Origin of the sequence: Massilia luteola, assembly GCF_034420155.1 — a bacterium.
Lineage (GTDB): Bacteria > Pseudomonadota > Gammaproteobacteria > Burkholderiales > Burkholderiaceae_D > Telluria > Telluria luteola.
In genome coordinates, this window is sequence record NZ_JAXOFN010000011.1 from 154,306 (window position 1) to 177,260 (window position 22,955).

At 68.8% G+C, this 22,955-nt stretch carries 18 protein-coding genes; 11 read left to right on the forward strand and 7 right to left on the reverse strand.

The window, feature by feature from the left end:
- Positions 1 to 66: 66 nt before the first annotated feature.
- From aptA to U9J41_RS13650, 8 genes are all read left to right on the forward strand, one after another.
- Entirely contained in the window at positions 67 to 1,383 is a 1,317-nt protein-coding gene (gene aptA / locus U9J41_RS13615) for an omega-aminotransferase AptA (protein ID WP_322402734.1), read from the forward strand.
- A gap of 20 nt (positions 1,384 to 1,403) precedes the next feature.
- Complete coding sequence (locus U9J41_RS13620) at positions 1,404 to 2,894, forward strand: CoA-acylating methylmalonate-semialdehyde dehydrogenase (protein WP_322402735.1); 1,491 nt, start codon at positions 1,404 to 1,406, stop codon at positions 2,892 to 2,894.
- Positions 2,895 to 3,016: 122 nt separating this feature from the next.
- On the forward strand, positions 3,017 to 4,381 hold the full coding sequence (locus tag U9J41_RS13625; RefSeq protein ID WP_322402736.1) for an NAD(P)-dependent oxidoreductase: 1,365 nt from the start codon (positions 3,017 to 3,019) through the stop codon (positions 4,379 to 4,381).
- Complete coding sequence (gene preA / locus U9J41_RS13630; RefSeq protein WP_322402737.1) at positions 4,381 to 5,664, forward strand: NAD-dependent dihydropyrimidine dehydrogenase subunit PreA; 1,284 nt, start codon at positions 4,381 to 4,383, stop codon at positions 5,662 to 5,664. The genes U9J41_RS13625 and preA overlap by 1 nt, the downstream gene beginning before the upstream one ends.
- A gap of 35 nt (positions 5,665 to 5,699) precedes the next feature.
- A complete protein-coding gene (locus tag U9J41_RS13635) occupies positions 5,700 to 7,187 on the forward strand; it encodes an NCS1 family nucleobase:cation symporter-1 (RefSeq protein ID WP_322402738.1) in 1,488 nt (495 codons plus the stop codon).
- A gap of 25 nt (positions 7,188 to 7,212) precedes the next feature.
- Entirely contained in the window at positions 7,213 to 8,601 is a 1,389-nt protein-coding gene (gene hydA / locus U9J41_RS13640; protein ID WP_322402739.1) for a dihydropyrimidinase, read from the forward strand.
- A gap of 126 nt (positions 8,602 to 8,727) precedes the next feature.
- Entirely contained in the window at positions 8,728 to 9,972 is a 1,245-nt protein-coding gene (locus U9J41_RS13645) for a Zn-dependent hydrolase (RefSeq protein WP_322402740.1), read from the forward strand.
- Positions 9,973 to 10,128: 156 nt separating this feature from the next.
- On the forward strand, positions 10,129 to 12,135 hold the full coding sequence (locus tag U9J41_RS13650; protein WP_322402741.1) for an MHYT domain-containing protein: 2,007 nt from the start codon (positions 10,129 to 10,131) through the stop codon (positions 12,133 to 12,135).
- A 10-nt stretch (positions 12,136 to 12,145) separates the two neighbouring features.
- On the opposite strand, the gene U9J41_RS13655 is transcribed toward U9J41_RS13650, so the two are convergent.
- Positions 12,146 to 13,351 carry an ammonium transporter gene (locus tag U9J41_RS13655; RefSeq protein ID WP_322402742.1) on the reverse strand — a complete coding sequence of 402 codons (1,206 nt, stop codon included), beginning with the start codon at positions 13,349 to 13,351 and terminating at the stop codon, positions 12,146 to 12,148.
- A 254-nt stretch (positions 13,352 to 13,605) separates the two neighbouring features.
- On the opposite strand from U9J41_RS13655, the gene U9J41_RS13660 reads away from it, so the two are divergent.
- Positions 13,606 to 15,417 carry a DUF885 domain-containing protein gene (locus U9J41_RS13660; RefSeq protein WP_322402743.1) on the forward strand — a complete coding sequence of 604 codons (1,812 nt, stop codon included), beginning with the start codon at positions 13,606 to 13,608 and terminating at the stop codon, positions 15,415 to 15,417.
- Positions 15,418 to 15,498: 81 nt separating this feature from the next.
- Positions 15,499 to 16,809 carry an Nramp family divalent metal transporter gene (locus U9J41_RS13665; RefSeq protein WP_322402744.1) on the forward strand — a complete coding sequence of 437 codons (1,311 nt, stop codon included), beginning with the start codon at positions 15,499 to 15,501 and terminating at the stop codon, positions 16,807 to 16,809.
- A 3-nt stretch (positions 16,810 to 16,812) separates the two neighbouring features.
- Here the strand turns inward: U9J41_RS13665 and U9J41_RS13670 are convergent, their stop codons facing one another.
- The 5 genes from U9J41_RS13670 to U9J41_RS13690 all read right to left on the reverse strand — a co-directional run bounded on the left by U9J41_RS13670 (position 16,813) and on the right by U9J41_RS13690 (position 21,334).
- A complete protein-coding gene (locus U9J41_RS13670; protein WP_322402745.1) occupies positions 16,813 to 17,940 on the reverse strand; it encodes a TIGR03118 family protein in 1,128 nt (375 codons plus the stop codon).
- An 85-nt stretch (positions 17,941 to 18,025) separates the two neighbouring features.
- Positions 18,026 to 18,736 (reverse strand): TorF family putative porin, encoded by a 711-nt coding sequence (locus tag U9J41_RS13675; protein ID WP_322402746.1) that lies wholly within the window; start codon positions 18,734 to 18,736, stop codon positions 18,026 to 18,028.
- Positions 18,685 to 19,989 (reverse strand): S8 family peptidase, encoded by a 1,305-nt coding sequence (locus tag U9J41_RS13680; protein WP_322402747.1) that lies wholly within the window; start codon positions 19,987 to 19,989, stop codon positions 18,685 to 18,687. The genes U9J41_RS13675 and U9J41_RS13680 overlap by 52 nt, the downstream gene beginning before the upstream one ends.
- On the reverse strand, positions 19,986 to 20,750 hold the full coding sequence (locus tag U9J41_RS13685) for a zf-HC2 domain-containing protein (protein WP_322402748.1): 765 nt from the start codon (positions 20,748 to 20,750) through the stop codon (positions 19,986 to 19,988). The genes U9J41_RS13680 and U9J41_RS13685 overlap by 4 nt, the downstream gene beginning before the upstream one ends.
- Positions 20,747 to 21,334: an RNA polymerase sigma factor gene (locus U9J41_RS13690; RefSeq protein ID WP_322402749.1), complete on the reverse strand. Its 588-nt coding sequence runs from the start codon at positions 21,332 to 21,334 to the stop codon at positions 20,747 to 20,749. Before U9J41_RS13690 ends, U9J41_RS13685 begins: the two co-directional genes overlap by 4 nt.
- 183 nt (positions 21,335 to 21,517) lie before the next feature.
- On the opposite strand from U9J41_RS13690, the gene U9J41_RS13695 reads away from it, so the two are divergent.
- Complete coding sequence (locus tag U9J41_RS13695) at positions 21,518 to 21,907, forward strand: hypothetical protein (protein ID WP_322402750.1); 390 nt, start codon at positions 21,518 to 21,520, stop codon at positions 21,905 to 21,907.
- 50 nt (positions 21,908 to 21,957) lie between these two features.
- Here U9J41_RS13695 and U9J41_RS13700 read toward each other — a convergent pair whose 3' ends face one another.
- Entirely contained in the window at positions 21,958 to 22,896 is a 939-nt protein-coding gene (locus U9J41_RS13700; RefSeq protein WP_322402751.1) for a LysR substrate-binding domain-containing protein, read from the reverse strand.
- Positions 22,897 to 22,955: the final 59 nt, after the last annotated feature.

Genomic DNA, 22,955 nt, shown 5'->3' on the forward strand with positions numbered 1-22,955 from the left:
CGGACCGCAAACGTCCGCGTGGGCACAGGGTGCCCACCCTACGTTCGAATTCACAAGGGGAGTCGCATGAACGAGTCTAGACCCGAATCGATGTCATCTTTCTGGATGCCATTCACCAACAACCGCGACTTCAAGGCGCACCCGCGCCTGCTCGTCTCGGCGCAAGGGATGTATTACAAGGACGTCGACGGCAACGCCGTGCTGGACGGCACCGCGGGCCTGTGGTGCGTGCCTTGCGGCCACGCGCAGCCGAGGATCGTCGCCGCCGTCAGCGAGATGGTCGGCCAGCTCGACTTCGCCCCCACGTTCCAGCTGGGCCACCCGGCCGCCTTCGACCTGGCCGAACGCCTGATGGACTATACGAACCACAAGTTCGGCCACGTGTTCTACACCAACTCCGGATCGGAAGCGGTGGATACCGCCCTCAAGATCGCGCTCGCCTACCACAAGGCGCGCGGCGAGGGCGGACGCACCCGGCTGATCGGGCGCGAGCGCGGCTATCACGGCGTCGGCTTCGGCGGCCTGTCCGTCGGCGGCATCGGCCCGAACCGCAAGGCGTACGGCCCGCTGCTGCCGGGCGTCGACCACCTGCCGCACACGCACAACCTCGCCAAGAACGCATTCTCGCGCGGCGAGCCGGAACACGGCGCCGAACTGGCCGACGAGCTGGAACGCATCGTCGCGCTGCACGACGCGTCGACCATCGCCGCCGTCATCGTCGAACCCGTGGCCGGATCGACGGGCGTGCTGATACCGCCCAAGGGCTACCTGAAACGGCTGCGCGAGATCTGCAGCAAGCACGGCATCCTGCTGATCTTCGACGAAGTGATCACGGGCTTCGGCCGCCTGACGACGCCGTTCGCGGTCGACTACTTCGACGTCGAACCGGACCTGATGACGACGGCGAAAGGCCTCACGAACGGCGTCGTGCCGATGGGCGCCGTGTTCTCGAAAAAATTCATCCACGACGCGTTCATGGACGCGCCGGCCGGCATCGAGCTGTTTCACGGCTATACCTATTCCGGCCACCCGCTGGCCTGCGCCGCGTCGATCGCGACGCTGGACGTCTTCAAGGAGCAGGGCGTCCTGGAAAACGCCAGGGCCCTGCAACCGTACTGGGAAGACGCCGTGCACAGCCTGCGCGGCCTGCCGCACGTGATCGACATCCGCACCATCGGCCTCGTCGCCGGCATCGAGCTGGAAAGCATCCCCGGCAAGGTCGGCGCCCGCGCCTTCGCGGCGTTCAAGCAGGCGTTCGCGGACGGCATCCTGATCCGCACGACGGGCGACATCATCGCGCTGTCGCCGCCGCTCGTGCTGGAGAAAAAGCATATCGACGAATTGTTCGGCAAGCTGGCCACCGTCCTCAAGAACCTCGACTGAAACCTCGACTGAAAGCGACCATGGAAACGATCAATCACTTTATCGGCGGCCGCGTGACGGACGGCGGCGACAGGTTCGCCGACGTCTACAACCCGGCGCTGGGCGAGCCCTGCGCGCGCGTGGCGCTGGCCAGCGGCGCCGACGTGGACGCGGCCGTCGCCGCGGCGGCGCAAGCCTTCCCCGCCTGGGCCGCCACGCCGCCGCTGGCACGCGCCCGCGTGCTGTTCAACTATCTGCAACTGTGCCGGCGCCACACGGACGAATTCGCGGCGCTGGTCGTGCGCGAACACGGCAAGACGCTGCCCGACGCGCGCGGCGAAGTCGCACGCGGCATCGAGGTCGTCGAATTCGCGGTGGGCATCCCGCACCTGCTCAAGGGCGAATTCACGGACCAGATCGCGCGCGGCATCGACGCCTGGTCGATGCGCCAGCCGCTGGGCGTCGTCGCCGGCATCACGCCGTTCAACTTCCCGGTGATGGTGCCGATGTGGATGTTCCCCGTCGCCCTCGCGTGCGGCAATACGTTCATCCTGAAACCGTCCGAGCGCGATCCGTCGGCGTCGCTGCTGCATGCGCGGCTGCTCAAGGAAGCGGGCCTGCCGGACGGCGTGTTCAACGTCGTGCAGGGCGACAAGGGCGCGGTCGACGCGCTGCTGGATCACCCGGACATCCAGGCCGTCAGCTTCGTCGGGTCGACGCCGATCGCGGAATACATCTATGCCCGCGGCAGCGCCGCCGGCAAGCGCGTGCAGGCGTTGGGCGGCGCCAAGAACCACATGGTCGTGATGCCGGACGCCGACATGGACATGGCCATCGACGCCCTGATCGGCGCCGCCTACGGCTCGGCCGGCGAGCGCTGCATGGCGATCTCGGTGGCGGTGGCCGTCGGCGACGCGGGCGACGCGCTGGTCGCGCGGCTGGCCGAGCGCACGCGCGCCCTGAAAATCGCGGACGGCATGGCGGATGGCGCCGAGATGGGACCGGTCGTCACGCTCGCGGCCAAGCAGCGCATCGAAAAGCTGATCGGCGAAGGCGTGGAGCAGGGCGCGACCCTGGTCGTCGACGGCCGCGGCTTCACGGTGCCGGAGCGCGCCAACGGCTTCTTCGTGGGCGGCACCCTGTTCGACCACGTGACGCCATCCATGTCGATCTACCGGGAAGAAATCTTCGGGCCCGTGCTGTGCGTCGTGCGGATGCCGGACGTGGGCAGCGCCCTGGAACTCATCAACGGCAACGAGTACGGCAACGGCGTGGCCGTGTTCACGCGCGACGGCGGCGTGGCGCGCGAATTCGTGCGCCAGGTCCAGGTGGGCATGGTCGGCGTAAACGTGCCGCTGCCGGTGCCGATGGCGTTCAGCAGCTTCGGCGGGTGGAAGAAAAGCCTGTTCGGCGACCACCACACGTACGGGCCGGAGGGCGTGCGGTTTTATACGCGGCAAAAGGCCGTCATGCAGCGTTGGCCGAATACGGCGACCAGCGGGGTGGAGTTCGCGTTCCCGCAGATGAAATGAACCGTCGTCCCCGCGCAGGCGGGGACCCAAGTTCGCAGCATCTCGACAGCGCTTGCAAAATTGGGCCCCTGCCTCCGCAGGGGCGACGTTGGTTGAGTCTCCACGTATAAAAGGGATGCCAAATGATCGAGTCACTCCACCACCTGCCGCCCGCCGCCGGCACGCACGGTGCCTTGTCCGAGCGCTTCACCGACCTCGCGCCGGCGCTGACGGCACGCCAGGCCGCCATCGAAAGCGCCCGCTGCCTGTACTGTTATGACGCGCCCTGCACCCGCGCCTGCCCGACGGGTATCGACGTCGCGAGCTTCATCCGCAACATCCACGAGGGCAATGTGGACGGCGCCGCCGTCAACATCCTCAAGCAGAACATCTTCGGCGGCAGCTGCTCGCGCGTGTGCCCGACCGAGATCCTGTGCGAAGACGCCTGCGTGCGCAACCACGACGCCGAAGGCCAGCCGGTGAAGATCGGCCTGCTGCAGCGCCACGCCATCGACAACGCGCAATTCGCCGGCCACCCGTTCCAGCGGGCGCCGTCGACCGGCAGGACCATCGCCGTCGTGGGCGCCGGCCCGGCCGGGCTGTCGTGCGCGCACCGGCTGGCGATGCTGGGCCATGACGTCGTCGTGTTCGAGGCGCGCGAAAAGGCCGGGGGTCTCAACGAATACGGCATCGCCAAGTACAAGCTGCCCGGCGACTTCGCGCGGCAGGAGGTCGATTTCCTGCTGTCGATCGGCGGCATCGAGATCCAGTACGGCCGCGTCCTCGGCGGCAACCTGCACCTGCACGACCTGCGCACGCGCTACGACGCCGTGTTCCTCGGCCTCGGACTCGGTGCGAGCCGCCGGCTCGGTCTCACGGGCGAGGATGCGCCGGGCCTCGCGGCCGCCGTCGACTACATCGCCACCTTGCGCCAGGCGGCCGACCTCGCGGCACTGCCGGTGCCGCGGCGCGCCATCGTGATCGGCGCCGGCAACACGGCCGTCGACATGGCCGTGCAGATCGGCCGGCTCGGTGCGCAGGAGGTCACGCTCGTCTACCGCCGCGGCGTCGAGGCGATGAGCGCCACCGGCCACGAGATCGAGATCGCGAAGACGAATGGCGTGCGCATCCGCACGTGGGCCGCGCCGCTGGAAGTGCTGCTGGACGACGCGGGACGCGTGCGCGGCATGCGTTTCGAGGAGACGCAGCTGATCGATGGCCGGCTCGCCGGCACGGGCGCCGTCGTCGACCTCGCGGCCGATGCCGTGTTCAAGGCCATCGGCCAGCACATGGACGCGGACTCTCTGTCCGATCCGCTTGCGCGCGAACTCGAACGGGAAGGCGACAAGATCCACGTCGACGCGCAATTTCGCACCAAGCTGCCGGGCGTGTACGCGGGCGGCGACTGCGTGGCGCCGGGGCAGGACCTGACGGTGCAGGCCGTCCAGCACGGCAAGCTGGCCGCGCTGGCGATCCATGACGACATCCTTTCCAAAGCGGAGGCATGATGGCCGACCTGAGCATCGATTTTTGCGGCATCAAGTCGCCGAACCCTTTCTGGCTGGCGTCCGCACCGCCGACCGACAAGGCCTATAACGTCGTGCGCGCCTTCGAGGCCGGCTGGGGCGGCGTCGTGTGGAAGACGCTGGGCGAGGACCCGCCGGCCGTCAACGTGTCGTCGCGCTACTCCGCACTGCATGGCAAGAACCGCGAGGTCATCGGCTTCAACAACATCGAACTGATCACCGACCGCAGCCTGGACATCAACCTGCGCGAGATCACGGCGGTCAAGAAGGCGTGGCCCGACCGCGCGCTGGTCGTGTCGATGATGCTGCCGTGCGAGGAAGCGCCGTGGCGCGAGATCCTGCCGCTCGTCGAGGCGACGGGCGCGGACGGCATCGAACTGAATTTCGGCTGCCCGCACGGCATGCCCGAGCGCGGCATGGGCGCGGCTGTGGGCCAGCAGCCCGACCTGATCGAGCAGGTCACGCGCTGGTGCAAGATGTACACGCGGCTGCCCGTGATCGTCAAGCTGACGCCCAACATCACGGACGTGCGCGCACCCGCCCGCGCGGCGCTCGCGGGTGGCGCGGATGCGGTCTCGCTGATCAACACGATCAATTCGATCACGCACCTCGACCTCGACCGCATGGTCGCGTTCCCGGCGGTTGGCAACGCCAGCACGCACGGCGGCTATTGCGGTGCGGCCGTCAAACCGATCGCGCTGAACATGGTGGCGGAGATCGCGCGCGACCCGGTCACGAAAGGCCTGCCGATCTCCGGCATCGGCGGCATCGGCAACTGGCGCGACGCGGCCGAGTTCATCGCGCTGGGCGCCGGTTCGGTGCAGGTGTGCACCGCCGCGATGCTGCATGGCTTTCGCATCGTCGAGGAGATGAAGGACGGTTTATCCCGCTGGATGGACGGCAAAGGCTATGACAACATCGCCGCGTTCTCGCGCAAGGCCGTGCCCAACACGACGGACTGGAAATACCTGGACATGAATTACCAGGTCATCGCGCACATCGACCAGGACAAGTGCATCCAGTGCGGCCGCTGCCACGTGGCGTGCGAGGACACGTCGCACCAGGCCGTCGCGCGGCTCGTCGACGGGAATGCGCGGCGCTACGAGGTCATCGACCAGGAATGCGTGGGGTGCAACCTGTGCGAGATCACCTGTCCGGTCGAAGGGTGCATCACGATGGTGCCGCAAGAAACGGGCAAGCCGTACATGAACTGGACGCAGGACCCACGGAATCCGCGGGCGGAGGTAACATTGACCGACGCGTAGTTAACATTGCACCGCAACCGATGGAGACCGCCCCGATGAGCATCGACCCCGCAACGGACCAGGACCTGTGGAACGAAGACCTGGCGCCGACGAGCGCCGCGCAGCGCACGTGGCGCTGGTATCACTTCGCCGCGCTGTGGGTCGGCATGGTGATGTGCATCCCGGCGTACACGCTGTCGGCCAGCCTGATCGAGGCCGGCATGTCCGCCTACCAGGCCGTGTTCACCGTGTTCCTCGCGAATGCCATCGTGCTGCTGCCGATGCTCTTGATCGGCCACGCCGGCACCAAGTACGGCATCCCGTATGCCGTGCTCGCGCGCGCCGCGTTCGGCACGCGCGGGGCGCGGCTGCCGGCGCTGATGCGCGCCATCGTCGCCTGCGGCTGGTACGGCATCCAGACGTGGTTCGGCGGCAGCATGATCTACACGCTGCTGGGCGTGCTGGCCGGCCACGCCATCGGCGGCGCCAAGCTCGCGGGCCTGGGCATCAACGGCGCGCAGCTGCTGTGCTTCATCGTGTTCTGGGCGATCCAGTTCTGGTTCATCGTGCACGGCATGGATTCGATCCGCAAGCTGGAGACGTACACGGCGCCGCTCAAGATCCTGATCTGCTTCGTGCTGCTCGGCTGGGTCTACGAGAAGGCCGGCGGCTTCGGGCCCCTGCTGGCCGCGCCCTCGCAATTCGTCGACGGCGGCAAGAAGGCCGGCCAGTTCTGGCCCACGTTCTGGCCGTCGCTGACCGCGATGGTCGGCTTCTGGGCCACGCTCGCGCTGAACATCCCCGACTTCACCCGCTTCGCGCGCACGCAGCGCGACCAGGTGCTGGGCCAGTCCATCGGCCTGCCGGTGCCAATGGGCCTGCTGGCCGCGCTCGCCGTCATCGTCACGTCGGCCACCGTCGTCCTGTACGGCAAGGCGCTGTGGGACCCGGTCGACCTGGCCAGCCGCATGACCGGGGCCGCCGTGCTGATCGCGCTGATCGTGCTGCTCGTGGACACCGTCAGCGTCAACCTGGCCGCGAACCTCGTCGGCCCGGCCTACGATTTTTCCGCGCTGGCGCCGCGCCACATCTCGTACCGCACGGGCGGCTACCTCACGGCCGGCATCGCGCTCGTGATGATGCCCTGGAAGATCCTCGAGTCGACGCAGGGCTATATCTTCACGTGGCTGATCGGCTATTCCGCGCTGCTGGGGCCCATCGCGGGGGTGCTGATCATCGACTACTACCTGATCCGCCGCACGGAACTCGCCGTCGACCAGCTGTACAAGGACGACGGCATCTACGGTTATCGCAACGGCTGGAACCCGGCCGCCATCGTGGCGTTCGGCGCCGGCGTGCTGCCGAATATCCCGGGCTTCCTGAACGCGGCGTTTCCGGAATCGTTCCCGGACGTGGGCGCCGGCTTCAAGACCCTGTACACCTATGCCTGGTTCGTCGGGATCGCGATTTCCGCGCTCGTGTACGGCATCATGATGAAGGGCAGGGCGGCGCCGGCGCTGCGTCCGGCCCGTTCGCTCGACTGAAGCATCCTTCGCAAAAGGGGACACCATGACCATCCTGATCCGTGGCGGCACCGTCGTCAACGCCGACCGCGCCTTCCGCGCCGACGTCCTCACCGAGGGCGGCAAGATCGTCGCCGTCGGCGCGAACCTCGACGCGCCCGCGCACGCGACCGTCGTCGACGCCGGCGGCCAGTACGTGATGCCGGGCGGGATCGACCCGCACACGCACATGCAGCTGCCGTTCATGGGCACCGTCACCGCCGACGATTTCTATACCGGCACGGCGGCGGGCCTCGCGGGCGGCACGACGACGATCATCGACTTCGTCATCCCCGACCCGAAGCAGCGGCTGATGGACGCGTTCCACACGTGGCGCGGCTGGGCCGAAAAGGCGGCGGCCGACTACACGTTCCACGTGGCCGTCACGTGGTGGGACGACACCGTGCACGAGGACATGGGCACGCTCGTCAGGGAGCACGGCGTGAACAGCTTCAAGCACTTCATGGCGTACAAGAACGCCATCATGGCCGACGACGAGACGCTGGTGAACAGCTTCCGCCGCGCGCTCGAACTGGGCGCGATCCCGACCGTGCACGCGGAGAACGGTGAGCTCGTGTACCAGTTGCAGCGCGAACTGCTGGCGAAGGGCATCCGCGGGCCGGAAGCGCATCCGCTGTCGCGGCCGCCCGAGGTGGAAGCCGAGGCGGCGAACCGCGCGATCGCCATCGCGGGCGTCCTCGGCACGCCGGTGTACATCGTGCACGTGTCCTGCGCCGAATCGCTGGACGCCATCGCCCGCGCGCGCGCGCGCGGCCAGCGCGTGTACGGCGAGGCGCTGGCGGGCCACCTCGTCATCGACGACAGCGTGTACCGCCACGCCGACCCGGAAGTCGCGCGCGCCTACGTGATGAGTCCTCCGTTCCGTTCCAGCCACCACCAGACCGCGCTGTGGCAGGGCCTGCAGGGCGGGAACCTGCACACGACGGCGACCGACCACTGCACGTTCTGCGCCGGGCAAAAGGGAATGGGCGCGGACGACTTCACGCGCATCCCGAACGGCTGCGGCGGCGTCGAGGAACGCATGGCCGTCGTGTGGGACGCCGGCGTGAACACGGGGCGCCTGACGCCGTCCGAATTCGTGAAGGTCACGTCGACGAACGCGGCGCAGATCTTCAACATCTATCCGCGCAAGGGCTCCGTGTCCGTGGGCGCGGACGCGGACCTCGTCGTGTGGGACCCGCAAGGCACGCGCACGCTGTCGGCCAGGACGCAGCATTCGAAGGGCGACTTCAACGTGTTCGAAGGCCGCACGGTGCGCGGCATCCCGACGCACACGGTGGCGGCCGGGAAGCTCGTGTATGCGGATGGCGACCTGCGCGCGGAGCGGGGCGCCGGGCGGTATGTCGAACGGCCCGCATTCACCAGCACCACGTAAACGTCGTCCCCGGACTGGCCGTCCGCCTTGGCGGGGACCCAAGTTATATGCGTTATCGAAACGCGAACAAAATTGGGTTCCCGCCTTCGCGGGAACGACGTGGCTTATTCAACCGGAGAGCAAACCATGAACGACCTGCGCATCAACGGCACCCGCCTGTGGGCCTCCCTGATGGAACTCGCGCAAATCGGCGCCACCGCCAAGGGCGGCGTGAAGCGCCTCGCGCTGACTGACCTCGACCGCCAGGGCCGCGACCTCGTCGTCCGGTGGGCGCAGGCCGAGGGCCTCGCCGTCACCGTCGATGCGATCGGCAACGTGTTCATGCGCCGCGAGGGCGCGGATCCGGCCCTGCCGCCGGTCGTCACGGGCAGCCATATCGACACCCAGCCGACCGGCGGCAAGTTCGACGGCAACTACGGCGTGCTGGCCGGGCTGGAAGTCGTGCGCACGCTGAACGAGCGCGGCATCCGCACGGCAGCGCCGATCGAGGTCGCGTTCTGGACCAACGAGGAAGGCTCGCGCTTCGTGCCCGTGATGATGGGGTCCGGCGTGTTCTGCGGCGCATTCAGCCTGGAGACGGCGTATGCGGCCCGCGACGTCGACGGCAAGTCGGTCGGCGCGGAGCTGGAACGGATCGGCTACCGCGGCGCCCAAGCGCCGGGCGACCACCCGATCGGCGCCTATTTCGAGACGCACATCGAGCAGGGGCCCGTGCTCGAGGATGCGGACAAGGTGATCGGCGTGGTGCCCGCCGTGATGGGCCTGTCGTGGTACGACTGCACCGTGACCGGCATGGAGGCGCACGCCGGCCCCACGCCGATGCACCTGCGCCGCGACGCGCTGCAGGTGGCCACGACCATCATGCAGGAAGTGGTGGCGATCGCGAACCGTTATCCGCCTTACGGCCGCGGCACGGTGGGCATGGTGCAGGTCTTCCCGAACAGCCGCAACGTGATTCCCGGCCAGGTCAAGTTCAGCATCGACCTGCGCAACGTCACGGATGACCTGCTGAACACGATGCACGGCGAGATCGAAGCGTTCATCGGGCGCACGCGGCGCGCGACGGGCCTGGGCATCGACCTGGAGCGCGTGTCGTACTACCCGCCTTGCCCGTTCCACCCGGACTGCGTGGATGCCGTGCGCGCCGCCACGGACAAGCTGGGATACTCGACGATGGACGTCGTGTCCGGCGCCGGCCACGACGCCATCTATGTCGCGCGGCTCGCGCCCGCCGGTATGATCTTCGTGCCGTGCAAGGATGGCATCAGCCACAACGAGATCGAAGACGCCCAGCCCGCGCACCTGGAAGCCGGCTGCAACGTATTGCTGCACGCGATGCTGGAGCGGGCCGGCATCGCCGGGGGCGCCTGACCCGCGCCGGCTGAAATTGTTGCGCACCAGTAACAAAATGCGATTTCCTGTTACTATTCTGGCCGAAGACGGGCGGCGGTAGCATACTGTGGCCAAAGCCCTCGGGGCCGCAAGGATCGTCATGTCCTTGCGTTTTGCCACTCATGCGCGTCGACGATGCTGACCGGATATTATGAAACCCCACTGGTCCTGACTTCCATCCTCGTCGCGATCGTCGCGTCCTATTCCGCGCTCAGCCTGGCCGGCCGGGTGACGGAAGCCGCCGGACGCACCAAGTTCGCCTGGATACTGGGCGGCGCGATCGCGATGGGGTCCGGGATCTGGGCCATGCATTTCGTCGGAATGCTGGCGTTCCGCCTGCCGATTCCGATCGCCTACGACGTTCCCATCACCCTCGTTTCCCTGGTGTTGCCGATCGGCGCGTCCGGCCTCGCGCTGTGGCAGGTCAGCCGCGCGAACCTGGGCCCCGTGCGGCTCGGCGTCAGCAGCCTGATCATGGGGATCGGCATCAACGCGATGCATTACACGGGCATGGCCGCGATGCGCATGGCGCCGGGCATCGTGTACGACCCGCTGCTGTTCGCGCTGTCGGTGCTGATCGCCGTCGGCGCGTCGGCGCTGGCGTTGTGGATCGCCTTCCGGCTGCGCCGCAGCACGCCGGACGTGTGGGTGCCGCGCATCGGCGCCGCCGTCGTGATGGGCTTCGCCATCGTCGGCATGCACTACACGGGCATGGCGGCGGCGAACTTCCCCGCCGACAGCGTGTGCATGGCCGCGCGCGTCGGCGTCCACCGCGACAGCCTCGCCACGCTCGTCGTGCTGGCCACGTTCTGCGTGCTCGGCCTCGCCCTCATCGCGTCCGTGTTCGACGCCCGGCTGGAAGCGAACGCCCGCATCCTCGCGATGTCGCAGGCGACGGCGGCCGACCGCCAGCAACTGCTCGAACGCGAACGCATCGCACGCGACCAGGCCGAGCGCCTGTCCGCGCTGAAGGACGAATTCCTGGCCACGCTGTCGCACGAGCTGCGCACGCCCCTCAACGCGATCCTCGGCTGGGCCGGGATGCTGCAGCGGGGCGTGAGGGACGAGGCGACCCTCAGGCGCGGGCTGGAGACCATCGAACGCAACGCGCGCGCCCAGGGCCAGCTGATCGACGACCTGCTCGACATGAGCCGCATCATTTCCGGCACCGTGCGCCTGGACGTCCAGGCGGTCGATCCGGCCCGGATCATCGAGGCGGCGCTGGGCACCGTGCATCCGGCCGCGGCGGCCAAGATGATCGCCCTGCGCGCCGACCTGGGGCGCGGGACCGGCGCCTTGCCGCTCGAAGTGAGCGCCGATCCGGGACGGCTGCAGCAGGTGCTGTGGAATTTGCTGGCGAACGCGGTCAAGTTTACGCCGGCGGGCGGCAGCGTGCAGGTGCTGTTGGGACGCGACGACGCCGACGCCGTGATCCGCGTGATCGATTCCGGCATCGGCATCGCGGCCGATTTCCTGCCTTACGTGTTCGACCGCTTCCGCCAGCAGGACGCGTCGATCTCGCGCCAGCACGGCGGCCTCGGACTGGGCCTGTCGATCGCCAAGCAGCTCGTCGAACTGCACGGCGGCACCATTGCCGTGGACAGTGCGGGGCCCCAGGCGGGTACGACGTTCACCGTGCGCCTGCCGCTCGCGCGCCAGCCGGTGGCCGTGGTGCCGGCGGCGGGCATGCGGCCCGTCGCGCCGGCTGCGGCGGGCGACCTGGCCGATTTGACCGGCGTGCGGGTGCTGGTGATCGACGACGCGCCCGATACGCTCGACGTGCTGGAACAGATCCTGACGTACAGCGGCGCCGCCACCATGACGGCGCCGGGCGCCGGCGCGGCGCTTGCCCTGCTGGAGCATGAGGTGCCGGACGTGATCGTCAGCGACGTGGGCATGCCCGAAGTCGACGGCTTCGAAATGATGCGGCGCATCCGCCGCCGCGCCGCCACGGCGACCGTTCCCGCCATCGCGCTGACGGCGTTCACGCGCCAGGACGACCGCGCCAAGGCGCTGCAGGCCGGCTTCACGGATTACCTGGCCAAGCCGGTGGAGCCGGCCGCGCTGGCGGCGGCCATCCTGCGCGCCGTGGCGCGCGGCGGCGCCGGCGAAGGCGAGGACGCGGCCGCGCGCGAGGCTTGACGCGCGGGGCTTACTGGAACGTGGTCTCGCGTTCCGGCGTCGCGCTGATGCGGTGGATGGCCAGGTCGGCGCCGTCGAATTCCTCTTCGGCGTCCAGGCGCAGCCCGACGGTGACCTTGAGCAGGCCGTAGACGATCACGCCGCCGATGCCGGCGATGGCGATGCCCAGCAGGGTGCCGATCAGCTGCGACGCCAGCGACACGCCACCGAGCCCGCCCAGCGCCCGGCTGCCGAAGATGCCGGCCGCGATGCCGCCCCACGCGCCGCACAGGCCGTGCAGGGGCCACACGCCCAGCACGTCGTCGATCTTCCAGCGGTTCTGCGCCAGGGTGAACATCACGACGAAGATCGCGCCCGCGATCGCGCCCGTCACGAGGGCGCCCATCGGATGCATCAGGTCGGAGCCGGCGCACACGGCGACGAGGCCGGCCAGCGGACCGTTGTAGACGAAGCCCGGGTCGTTCTTGCCCATCACGAATGCGACCAGCGTGCCGCCGACGAGGGCCATCAGCGAGTTCACGGCGACCAGGCCGTTCATCTTGTCCAGCGTCTGGGCGCTCATCACGTTGAAGCCGAACCAGCCGACGGTGAGGATCCAGGCGCCCAGCGCGAGGAACGGGATGTTCGACGGCGGGTGCGCCGAGATGCGGCCATCCTTGGTGTAGCGGCCGCGGCGCGCGCCCAGCAGCAGCACGGCCGGCAGCGCGGCCCAGCCGCCGACGGCGTGCACGACGACGGAGCCGGCGAAGTCGTGGAACGAGGCGCCGAACGTGGCGGCGAGCCAGTCCTGGACGCCGAAGCGGTTGTTCCAGGCGATGCCTTCGAACAGCGGATACACGAGGCCGACGAGCAGGGCGGTGGCGGCCATCTGCGGATAGAACTTGGCGCGTTCGGCGATGCCGCCCGAGATGATGGCGGGGATCGCGGCGGCGAACGTCAGCAGGAAGAAGAACTTGACGAGCTCGTAGCCGTTCTTGGCGACGAGCGTGCTCGTGGCGCCCATGAAGTGGATGCCGTAGGCGATGCCATAGCCCACGAAGAAATAGGCGATGGTGGAGACCGCGAAGTCGATCAGGATCTTGACCAGGGCGTTGACCTGGTTCTTGCGGCGCACCGTGCCCAGTTCGAGGAAGGCGAAGCCGGCGTGCATCGCCAGGATCATGATTCCGCCGAGCAAGATGAAGAGCGCGTCGGCTCCGCTTTTGTATGCATCCATGCGTACTACTCCAAAAAAGTGCAAGTTGGTCGAATAAGCACTTCTGAGTAGCAATAAACGTTCCAATTTGGTGAAGCGGTGCACTCCGGGCGAGCATGCCGTATGGATTGCCCCGTAAGCGTGCGCAAGCACCGTGTCGGTGCGGTCATGCGCCAAAATGGGGATGCATGGCGCAGTCCGGTGCACCGCGATGGCCATGGTCGGTATGGCAAGTCGTAGTATGCTTTCGGGAAATAACCTCACAAAGGAGATTCATGAACCGCACCCTGAACGCCGCCATCCTCGCGGCCCTGCTGGCGGCCGGCGCCCCTATCCTGTCCGCCCACGCCGCCGCAACCACCGCGACCCCGGCCGCATCCGCCGCCGAGCGCCAGGTGGACAACCTGGCGGCCCGCTTCTACGATACGCGCGCCCGCTTCGATCCGCTGCTGTACGCGACGGCCAACGGCGACAGCCGCTACGACGACCAGATCGGCATGGCGATCGCCCCGAAGGTCCGCGCCGCCTACTTCGCCGCGAACCACGGGCTGTTGAACGACCTGCACAAGATCGACCGCGCGCGGCTGGGCGACAAGGCCCGGCTGAACTACGACATCCTCGCCTTCGAGATCCGCAGCCAGCTCGACCTCGAACGCTTCCCCGAGCACCTGCTGCCGCTGAACCACTTCGACAACATCCCGAGCACGCTGGCGAACTACGCGAGCGGCACCGGCTCGCAGCCGCTGGCGACGCCGGCCCAGTACCGCGCCTACCTGTCCCGGCTCGACCAGCTGCCGGCCTGGATCGACCAGGCCATCGCCAACATGAGGGAAGGCATGCGCACGGGCGTCGTGCAACCGAAGGCGATCACGGCGAAGATGCTGCCGCAGTTCCGCCAGCTGCAAGGCACCGACCCGGAAGCCAGTATTTTTTATACGCCCATCAAACGCCTGCCGGCCGGGTTCACGGACCAGGACAAGAAGACGTTCACGGCCGGCTACCGCCAGGCCGCGCAACGGATCGACGCCGCGCTCGCGCGCCTGAACGCGTTTCTCGAAAAGGACTACCTGCCCGCGGGCCGCGCGACGGCCGGCTACGGCGCGTTGCCGGACGGCGCCGCGTGGTACCGGGCGCGCATCCGCAACAACACGAACCTCGACCTGACGCCCGCGGCGATCCACGCGCTGGGCGAAAAGGAAGTGGCGCGCATCCAGCAGGAGATGGCGTCATTGGCGCCCAAGCTGGGCTACGACGGCCCGCTGAAGACATTCCCGCAATGGGTCGCCGCCCAGCCGCGCTTCAAGCCGTTCAAGACCGACCGTGAAGTGCTGGACCGCTACCGCGCGATCTACGCCGCCGTCGAGGCGAAGCTGCCGCAGTATTTCACCCTGCTGCCGAAGGCGAAGCTGGACATCCAGCTGGAACCGGAGCTGACGCGCGCCACGGCGTCCGACCACTACACGCCGGTCGCGGCGGACGGGTCGCATCCGGGCGTGTTCTGGGCCGTCGTCAACGACCCGAAGGATTACAGCGTGGTCGGCATGACGACCCTGTTCCTGCACGAGGGCGTGCCGGGCCACCACCTGCACGCGGCGCTGCTGAAGGAATTGCCGCTGCCGGACTTCCGCAAGTTCTTCACGGAGCACCCGAGCGCCGCCGCCTACACCGAAGGCTGGGCGCTGTACTGCGAGACGCTGGGCCGCGAATTCGGCCTGTACGACGATCCTGCCGCGTACTACGGCCACCTGAACGACGAATTGCTGCGCGCCGTGCGCCTCGTCGTCGACACCGGCATGCACGCGCAGGGCTGGTCGCGCGAGAAGGCGATCGCGTACATGATGGACAACCTCGGGTACAGCGAGGAGCGTGCCGCCAACCAGGTCGAGCGCTACATGGTGTGGCCGGGCCAGGCGCTGGCCTACAAGGTCGGCGCGCTCAAGATCCTCGACCTGCGCGCGCAGGCGCGGAAGGCGCTGGGGCCGAAGTTCAGCTATGCGAAATTCCACCAGGTGGTGCTGGGCGACGGCACGCTGCCGCTGCCGATCCTGCAGGCGCAGGTGGAGAAGTGGATCGCGGCGGAGAAGTGACTGCCTGCTGATCATTACGGCCCCTGCACTGTGTGCGCAGGCGTACATATCGCCTGCGCACATGCGTGCATGATGGCTTCCATGAAAGCCGAAGACACCAAGCATGCCGACGGGACGATCGCGCCGCCGTCGCCGCAAGCCTCGACCTGGCTGTCGAAGTTGGGGCCGGGCCTGATCACCGGCGCGGCCGACGACGACCCGAGCGGCATCGCCACGTATTCGCAGGGCGGCGCCCAGTTCGGGTTCAATCTGCTGTGGACGCTGCTGCTGACGTATCCGCTGATGGCCGCCATCCAGGTCATCAGCGCCCACATCGGCCGCGTGACGGGGCGCGGACTCGCCACCAACCTGCAACGCTTCGCGCCGCGCCACGTGGTGTGGGGCATCGTCGGCCTGCTGCTCATCGCGAACGTCATCAACATCGCGGCCGACGTGGCGGCGATGGGCGAGGCCATGTCGCTCATCCTGCCCGGACGGCCGCTCTGGTACGCCGTCGGTTTCGGTGTGCTGTCCGTGCTGCTGCAGGTGTTCATCCCGTACCAGCGCTATGTCAACCTGCTGAAATGGCTGACGCTCGTGCTGCTCGCGTACGTGGCCACCGTGTTCGTCGTCCACGTGTCGTGGGGCGAGGTGCTCAAGTCGACCGTGTGGCCGCGGATCGCGTGGAACAAGGACTATCTGACCACCATCGTCGCGGTGTTCGGCACGACGATCAGTCCCTACCTGTTCTTCTGGCAGGCGTCGCAGGAAGTCGAGGAGCTGCGCGCGGACGACGATGCGCGGCCGCTGCGCCACGCGCCCGAGCAGGTGCAGCGCCAGTTCAGCCGCATCCGCTTCGACACGCTGGTCGGCATGGCCGTGTCGAACGCCGTCGCGTTCTTCATCATGCTGACGACGGCCGCGACCCTGCACGCGCAGGGCGTGCGCGACCTGACGTCGGCGGCGCAGGCGGCATCGGCGCTGAAGCCCGTCGCCGGCGAACTCGCGTTCGCCCTGTTCGCGCTGGGCATCGTCGGCACGGGCCTGCTGGCGATCCCCGTGCTGGCCGGCTCCGCCGCGTACGCGATGGCCGGCACGTTCCACTGGAAGAGCAGCCTGGGCTCCGATTTCTCGGCGGCGCGCAAGTTCTACGCCATCATCATCGTCGCGACGCTGGCCGGCGTCGGCGTCAACTTCATGCCGCTCGATCCCATCAAGGCGCTGTACTGGAGCGCGGTGCTGAACGGCGTCATCGCCGTGCCCGTGATGACGATCATGATGCTGGTCGCGTCGAGCAGCCGCATCATGGGCGAGCTGACGATCGCGCCGCGCCTGCGCGTCCTGGGCTGGTTGTGCACCGGCGTGATGGCGGCGGCGACGATCGCGATGTTCGCCTCCTTCCTCGCGCGCTGACGGCTACTGCATGTCGATGCGGCCGTAGATGCCGTGCGCCTCGTCGCCCGGCCCGGCCGTGTAGAACAGCGTGTTCACCGGCTGGTTGTCCACGCCGTTGCCGAAGGCGATGCCCCACAGGCCGTCGATGACGATGGGCGTGTGGTCGGCCTTGGACAACGTGCCGATGAAGGCGCCGTTGGACGGGTTGTAGGCGTTGATCTTGCCGTCGCCGAAGTTCCCGACCAGCACGGCATTGCTGAAGTCCCCGAAGTTCGCCGGCGCCAGCGCGATGCCCCACGGTGCGTTCAGCGCGCCGCCCGCCGCCAGCCGGTGCAGGAACGTGCCACCCATGTCGTACACGTCGACGACGCCGAGCCCCGCGCCCTTGACCTCGTCGTTGCCGCTCGTCTCGCGCTGGGCATACGCGACGTAGATGCGGTCGCCGACGGCCTGGATGCCGAACGGCCCGTAGCCGGCCGGCAGGTTCGGATCGGCGAAGCCGCCGGGCAGCGTGGCCTTCTGAAAGCTGGCGTCGTAGACGTCGATGCGGTTGTTGCGGAAGTCGGCCGCGTACAGGTAGTTCGCGCCCCCGAACGCGCCGATCGCCAGCCCTTTGTAGACGGCGCTGCCGCCCGTGTCGACGGCCGTCACGGCGTTCGTGCGGTTGACGCCGGGCGACCAGCCCGACACGGTGCCAGCCTCGCCCACGAAGATGAAGGGGCTCGCGCCCGTCACGCCGTTCTGCGTGACCTTGAAGTCGGTGCTGCCGTTGTAGACGATGCCCGTCGGGCTGGCCGCGCCGGACGTGCCGGCCGGGATGGCGACGACGAGCGTCTGGGGCACGCCGTTGCCGTCGTATAGCGTCGACGTCGAGGTGCCGTTGTTGGCGACCCAGACGAAGGCCGTCGGGTTGAACGCGAGGCCCCAGGCGTTGACGAGATGGGTGTCGGTATGCGCCGCGCCGGTGGACTGGTCGGTGACGAGGGCCGTGGTCGCGAAGGCGCTCGTGATTGCCGGCGGCATGACGACGGGCGTCGTCATCGGTTGGTCGTTGCCGCCGCCGCCGCAGGACGCAACGGCTGCGCCGAGGACGATGCCGCACAGGCCGGCCTTGACGAGGCGGCCGGCCGTTTTCGATTGCAGGTTCATGATTGCTCCTCTGTAGGACGCGTCGGGAAGGGACGACGTTAATGCCCCCGGCGGCGTGCAAGGTTCAATCGAATCGCAGGTCTTTTCAGAAGTGCAGGCTGGCGCCGGCCACGAGGGCGCGCGCACGCGGGAAGCCGTTGCCCGACCCGTGCACGAGGGTCTGCCAGCCGGCCTGCAGGCGCCAGTCGTCCGTGTCGTAGGCGAGCGTGGCGCGCAGGTCGGCGCTGTCGCGGTCGTCGCGGCGGTAGTCGGTGCCGAACGGATGCAGCAGGCCCGCATGCAGGGCCAGTGCCAGGCGTTCGCCCAGCGGGATGCCGCCGTTCAGGTCGAGGTAGATCGTGCGGCCGGCGCCGTAATAGGCGGGCGAATAGGACAGGCGCGCGTTGACGCGGTCCAGCGTCAGGCCCGCGTAGAACTCGTGATAGTCGACCTGGTGGTCGCGCAGGTAGATCGTGCGGGTGACACCGGCATCCCAGGACAACCGCGACGTCAGCGGCAGCGCGCGGCCGCCGTAGACGATCAGGAGGCCCTGGGCGCGGCCGTACAGCTTGATGGGCGAGGCGAAGGTGCCGGCGTACCAGCCGGCATCGAAGTCATGGTCCACGCGCAGCTGCAGGGCGGGATTGGCGCCCAGCGAGAGGCCGCGTACCGCGTATTCGGACACGACGGTGAGGTCGGCACTGGTCTGGGCCAGGGCCCCGGGTGCCGCGACGACGGCGGCGAGGAAGAATGCGAGCGCGCCCGTCAATGCGGGCGCGGGGAAGGCAGGCTGGCGGTCGTGGTCGTCGATGGGCATAGGCAAACGCAGGTTCCGGCGGCGCGTGCAATGGCCGCGCAGGCGTCTATGCTACCAGCTTGTCCCGGACTCGATGCCAACGCGGCGGGAAAGACGCGCGCGCCACCGTCGAGGTCCGCCCGCAGCCGGGCCGGCGCGATGCCGGGACGCAGTTCGAGTATCAGCGCGGCCAGCCCCGCCACATGGGCCGCGGCATACGACGAGCCGGACACCATGCCCCAGCGCGCGCCCGGCAGCGCGGTGGGCACGTCCGTTCCCGGCGCGCGCAGCGCTCCGGGCGGCGGCGCGCGCTGCGTGTCGGACGCCACCGCGATCACGCCCGGATGCGACGCGGGAAAGCCGCCGTCGGGCTGCGCCGGATCGGCCGCGCCGACGAGCGTCACGCCGCGCGCGAGGGCCGCGTCGAGCAGGGCTTCCAGCAGCCGGTCGCGCGGTCCGCCCAGGCTCATGTTGATGACGCCCGCGTCGTTCATCAGCGCGAAATTGATGGCCTTGCCGAGCGTGAAGCTGTTGCAGCGGGCGGGCGGTCCCGCCGTTTCCCAGCACGCGCGCAGCGCCAGCAGCTTCGCGTCCGGCGCGATGCCCGCGATGCCCTGGCCGTTGCCTTCGCGCGCGGCGATGATGCCGGCGACGGCCGTGCCGTGGGCCTCGGGCCCGTCCGGATACGCATCGACGAAGTTGCGGCGCAGCTTGACCTGGCCCGCGAGGTCGGGATGGTTCGCGTCGACGCCGCTGTCGACGACGGCCACCGTCACGCCGCGTCCCGTGCTGGCGCGGTGCAGCGTCGTCAGCTGCCACAGTTGCGCGGCCGGCTGCACGGGCAGCAGCGGGTCGCCGCCGCCGAGGCTCCGGTATTCCTGGATGGCCTGGGCCCACGCGACGCGGGGATCGTGCGCCAGCGTGTCGAGCAGGCGGTCGACGGGACCGGTGCCCGTGTCTTCCATCACGAAGCAGTCGATGCCGATGGCGGGCATCGGCCAGTTGTCGATGACGCGCAGGCCGTAGGCGGCGGCAAGTTCGCGCGCGACACGGCGGCGCGCGGCGCGGGTGCCGTCGTTCGTGTAGCCGCCGCCGTACGCGCCGTCGGGACGGAAGTGCGGCGACGGCATGCGCAGCATCACGAGCACCTGGTGCGCGGCGGACGCCGGCGCCGCGTGCGGGGCGGGCGGCTCCGCGTTCGCGTGCGGCACCACGCACGCGAACGCGCACAGGGCCGCGCACAGCGCCAGGAAGCGGGCGAAGCGTCGGCTCACGGCTGGCCGTCCGCGGACAAAGGTTCGGCCAGCGTCACGGCCGGTTCCGCGCGCAGCCGGGCCAGCACGGGATCGAGGCGGCCGTCCGCGCCGGCCAGCCAGGCATCGGTGACGGTCGGCCCGCCGACGATGCGCGCGCCGCTGGCGCGTACGATGCGGCGCAGTTCGCGCTCCGGCGTGTCGGGCCGGAAGGTCACGACGAGCCGCGCCGCCCCGTTCGCGCCGGCCGCGCCGAGGACGCGGTAGTCGCCGGGTGCGTCAAGATGCGTGGCCGGGCGGGCCAGCAGCGCGGCCAGCACTGCGATCGCGCAGAATTGCGCGGCGACGGCGGCGCGCAGCCAGGTGCCGTCGTTGGCGGCCAAGCGGTCGCGCCAGCGCCGCAGCGGGCCCGGCGCCGCCGACTCCGGCAGCGTTGCCGTCTTCGGCAGCGTCGCCGTCTTCGGCACGGTCTCCGTTTTCGGCACGGTCTCCGTCTTCGGTAGCGTATGCGGCTGCGGCGGCGCGCACGGCACCGGGACGTCGTCCGCCACCGGCGCGGCGTCCAGCCGTGGCATCAGGCGTGCCAGCGCGCGTTCGGGGTCGAAGCCGAGGTCCGGACCCGGCCCGGCCGCGCGCACCGTGCGCAGCAGCGCGAGGTCGGCGCGGCAGTCGGCGCAGCTTGCCACGTGGGCCTGCACGCGCGCCAGTTCCGCTCCCGCGAGGGTCCCGTTGGCGAGCCAGGGCAGGGCGTCCTGGGCTTCGGAATGGCTGTGCGGGTTCATGGCCGGATCTCCAGCTGGCCTTCCAGCAGCGTCGCCAGGCGGCGGCGCGCGTGGAACAGGCGCGTTTTGACGGTATTGACGGGACATTCCATGATTTCTGCGATTTCTGCGTAGCCCATGTCGTGATAGAAGGTCAGCTGGAACGCGGCCCGCTGCGCCAGCGGCAGCGCGGCGACGGCCGCGTCGACGGCATGCGCGAGACGCTGCTGTTCGAAGCGCCAGTCGGGCCGGCCGGCATCGTCGCCCACGCACTCGTCGACGGCGTCGCCCGCCGGCTCGTCGAGCGCGTGCAGCGCCTTGCAGGCCTTGCGGTAGGCGATCGCGAAGACCCAGGTCGAGACCTTGCAGCTGCCGTCGAACGTGGCGGCCTTCTGCCAGACGACGAGCAGCGTGTCGTTGACGATTTCCTCGATCAGCGGCACGCTGCGCGTCATCCTTTGCAGGAAGCGCGCCAGGCGCGGGAAATACACGCGGTACAGCATCTCGAAGGCGCGCCGGTCCCCGGCCGCGACACGGCCGAGCAGGCTGGCCTCGCTCTCGGCCGTTCGGGCCGCCGAAGCCGTTTCTTCGATTCTCCTATCCACGCATGCGCTCTCTACTGTTTTGCGGTGAATACCCGTTGACCGCGCCAAGGTTCATGCGCGGCGTAAAATTTTTGACCGCCCCCGATTCTCACACGGAACGGCGCCGACGGGGCGGGCGCGAATCGTGTTGCCGGGATGACCATGACATGTCACGATGTCGCCATGTCAACTTGGTATTAACTCATGAAACGATTCGCCATTCCCCTCGCCGCCGCCGCGCTGACCCTGGCCGGCGCCGCCCACGCGCAGGGCGCCGACGCACCCCGTCCGCTCGGCTATACCCGCGTCGCCGACGCCCTGGCCGCCCTGCAGAAGGCGCCGGACGCCAGGATCACCCATCCCGACGGCTGGACCGTCATCACCGTCCCCAAGCCGGAACTGGCCGTGTGGTCGTTCGTGCCCAAGGAGCACGACGCCTATCCGGCCGTCGTCCGGCGCCTGATCCGCAAGACCGACAAGGGAACGTTCGTCGAGATGAAAGTGCTGTGTGAAGCAAAGCAGGAACCGTGCCGGAAGCTGGCGCTGCAGTTCCAGCAGATGACGGCGCAGATGCAGCAGGCGCTGGCCAGGTAGCGTGGGCGGCCTCCGCCCACGCGCGACGTGCGCGACGTGTCGGCGTAACGTTACCGGTTGACGACGACCTTGGCCGCGGCCGTCACCTGGTCGCGCAGCCATTTGTGCTCGGGCGACTGGTGCACGCGCTGGTGCCACAGCTGATAGAAACGCATCGGCGGGAACTTGATCGGGACCGTGAAGTTTTTCAGCGGCAGCGTGTTTTCGTAGAAGCGGATGAACTGGCGGCCGGTCGTCAGCACGAGGTCGGTCTGGGTGAGCATGTACGGGATCAGGCCGAAATACGGGCATTCCACGGCCACCTTGCGGTGCAGGCCCTGGCGTTCGAGGAAGGCGTCGATGACGCCGTGGTAGCCGGGCAGCATGGCCGTCGGCGCGACGTGGGGCAGGGTCAGGTAGTCCTCGACCGTCATCGCGTCGGCCGCCGTGCGCTTGGCGTAGGCGCTGTCGGCGCGCATCGTGCAGATGATCGGGTCCTCGAACAGCTTGGAGATGTGCAGGTGCGACGGCGGCTCGTCCCAGTTGGCGATCACGAGGTCCATCTCGCCGTCGGACAGCATGCGCAGGTAGTCCGTGCCCGGCCCCAGGTGGTGGATCGTCACCCGGCTGTTCGGGGCGCCGCGCCGGATCGACGCGACGACGCCCGGCAGGAATTGGGTGTCGAGGTAGTCGGGCGCGGCGATGTGGAACGTGCGGTCGGCCTGCTCCGGCACGAACGGCGTCTTGCGGACGAACAGGTTCTCGGTCTCGTCGAGGATGCGCTTGGCCGGCTTGAGCAGGCTTTCGCCGTGCTGGGTCGGCACCATGCCGCGCGCGCCGCGCACGAGCAGCGGGTCGCCCGTCAGTTCGCGCAGCTTGCGCAGCGAGGCCGAGATCGACGGCTGCGGCTGGTTCAGCTTGAGCGCGACCCGCGAGACGTTCTTTTCCACCAGCAGCAGGTAGAGGATGCGGATCAGGTGCAGGTCGAGGTGCTGGGGCAGGGAGGACATGAGCGGATGAGGTTATATACGAAGTCTGATTTTAAATATACGTTATTTTTCATGTTGGA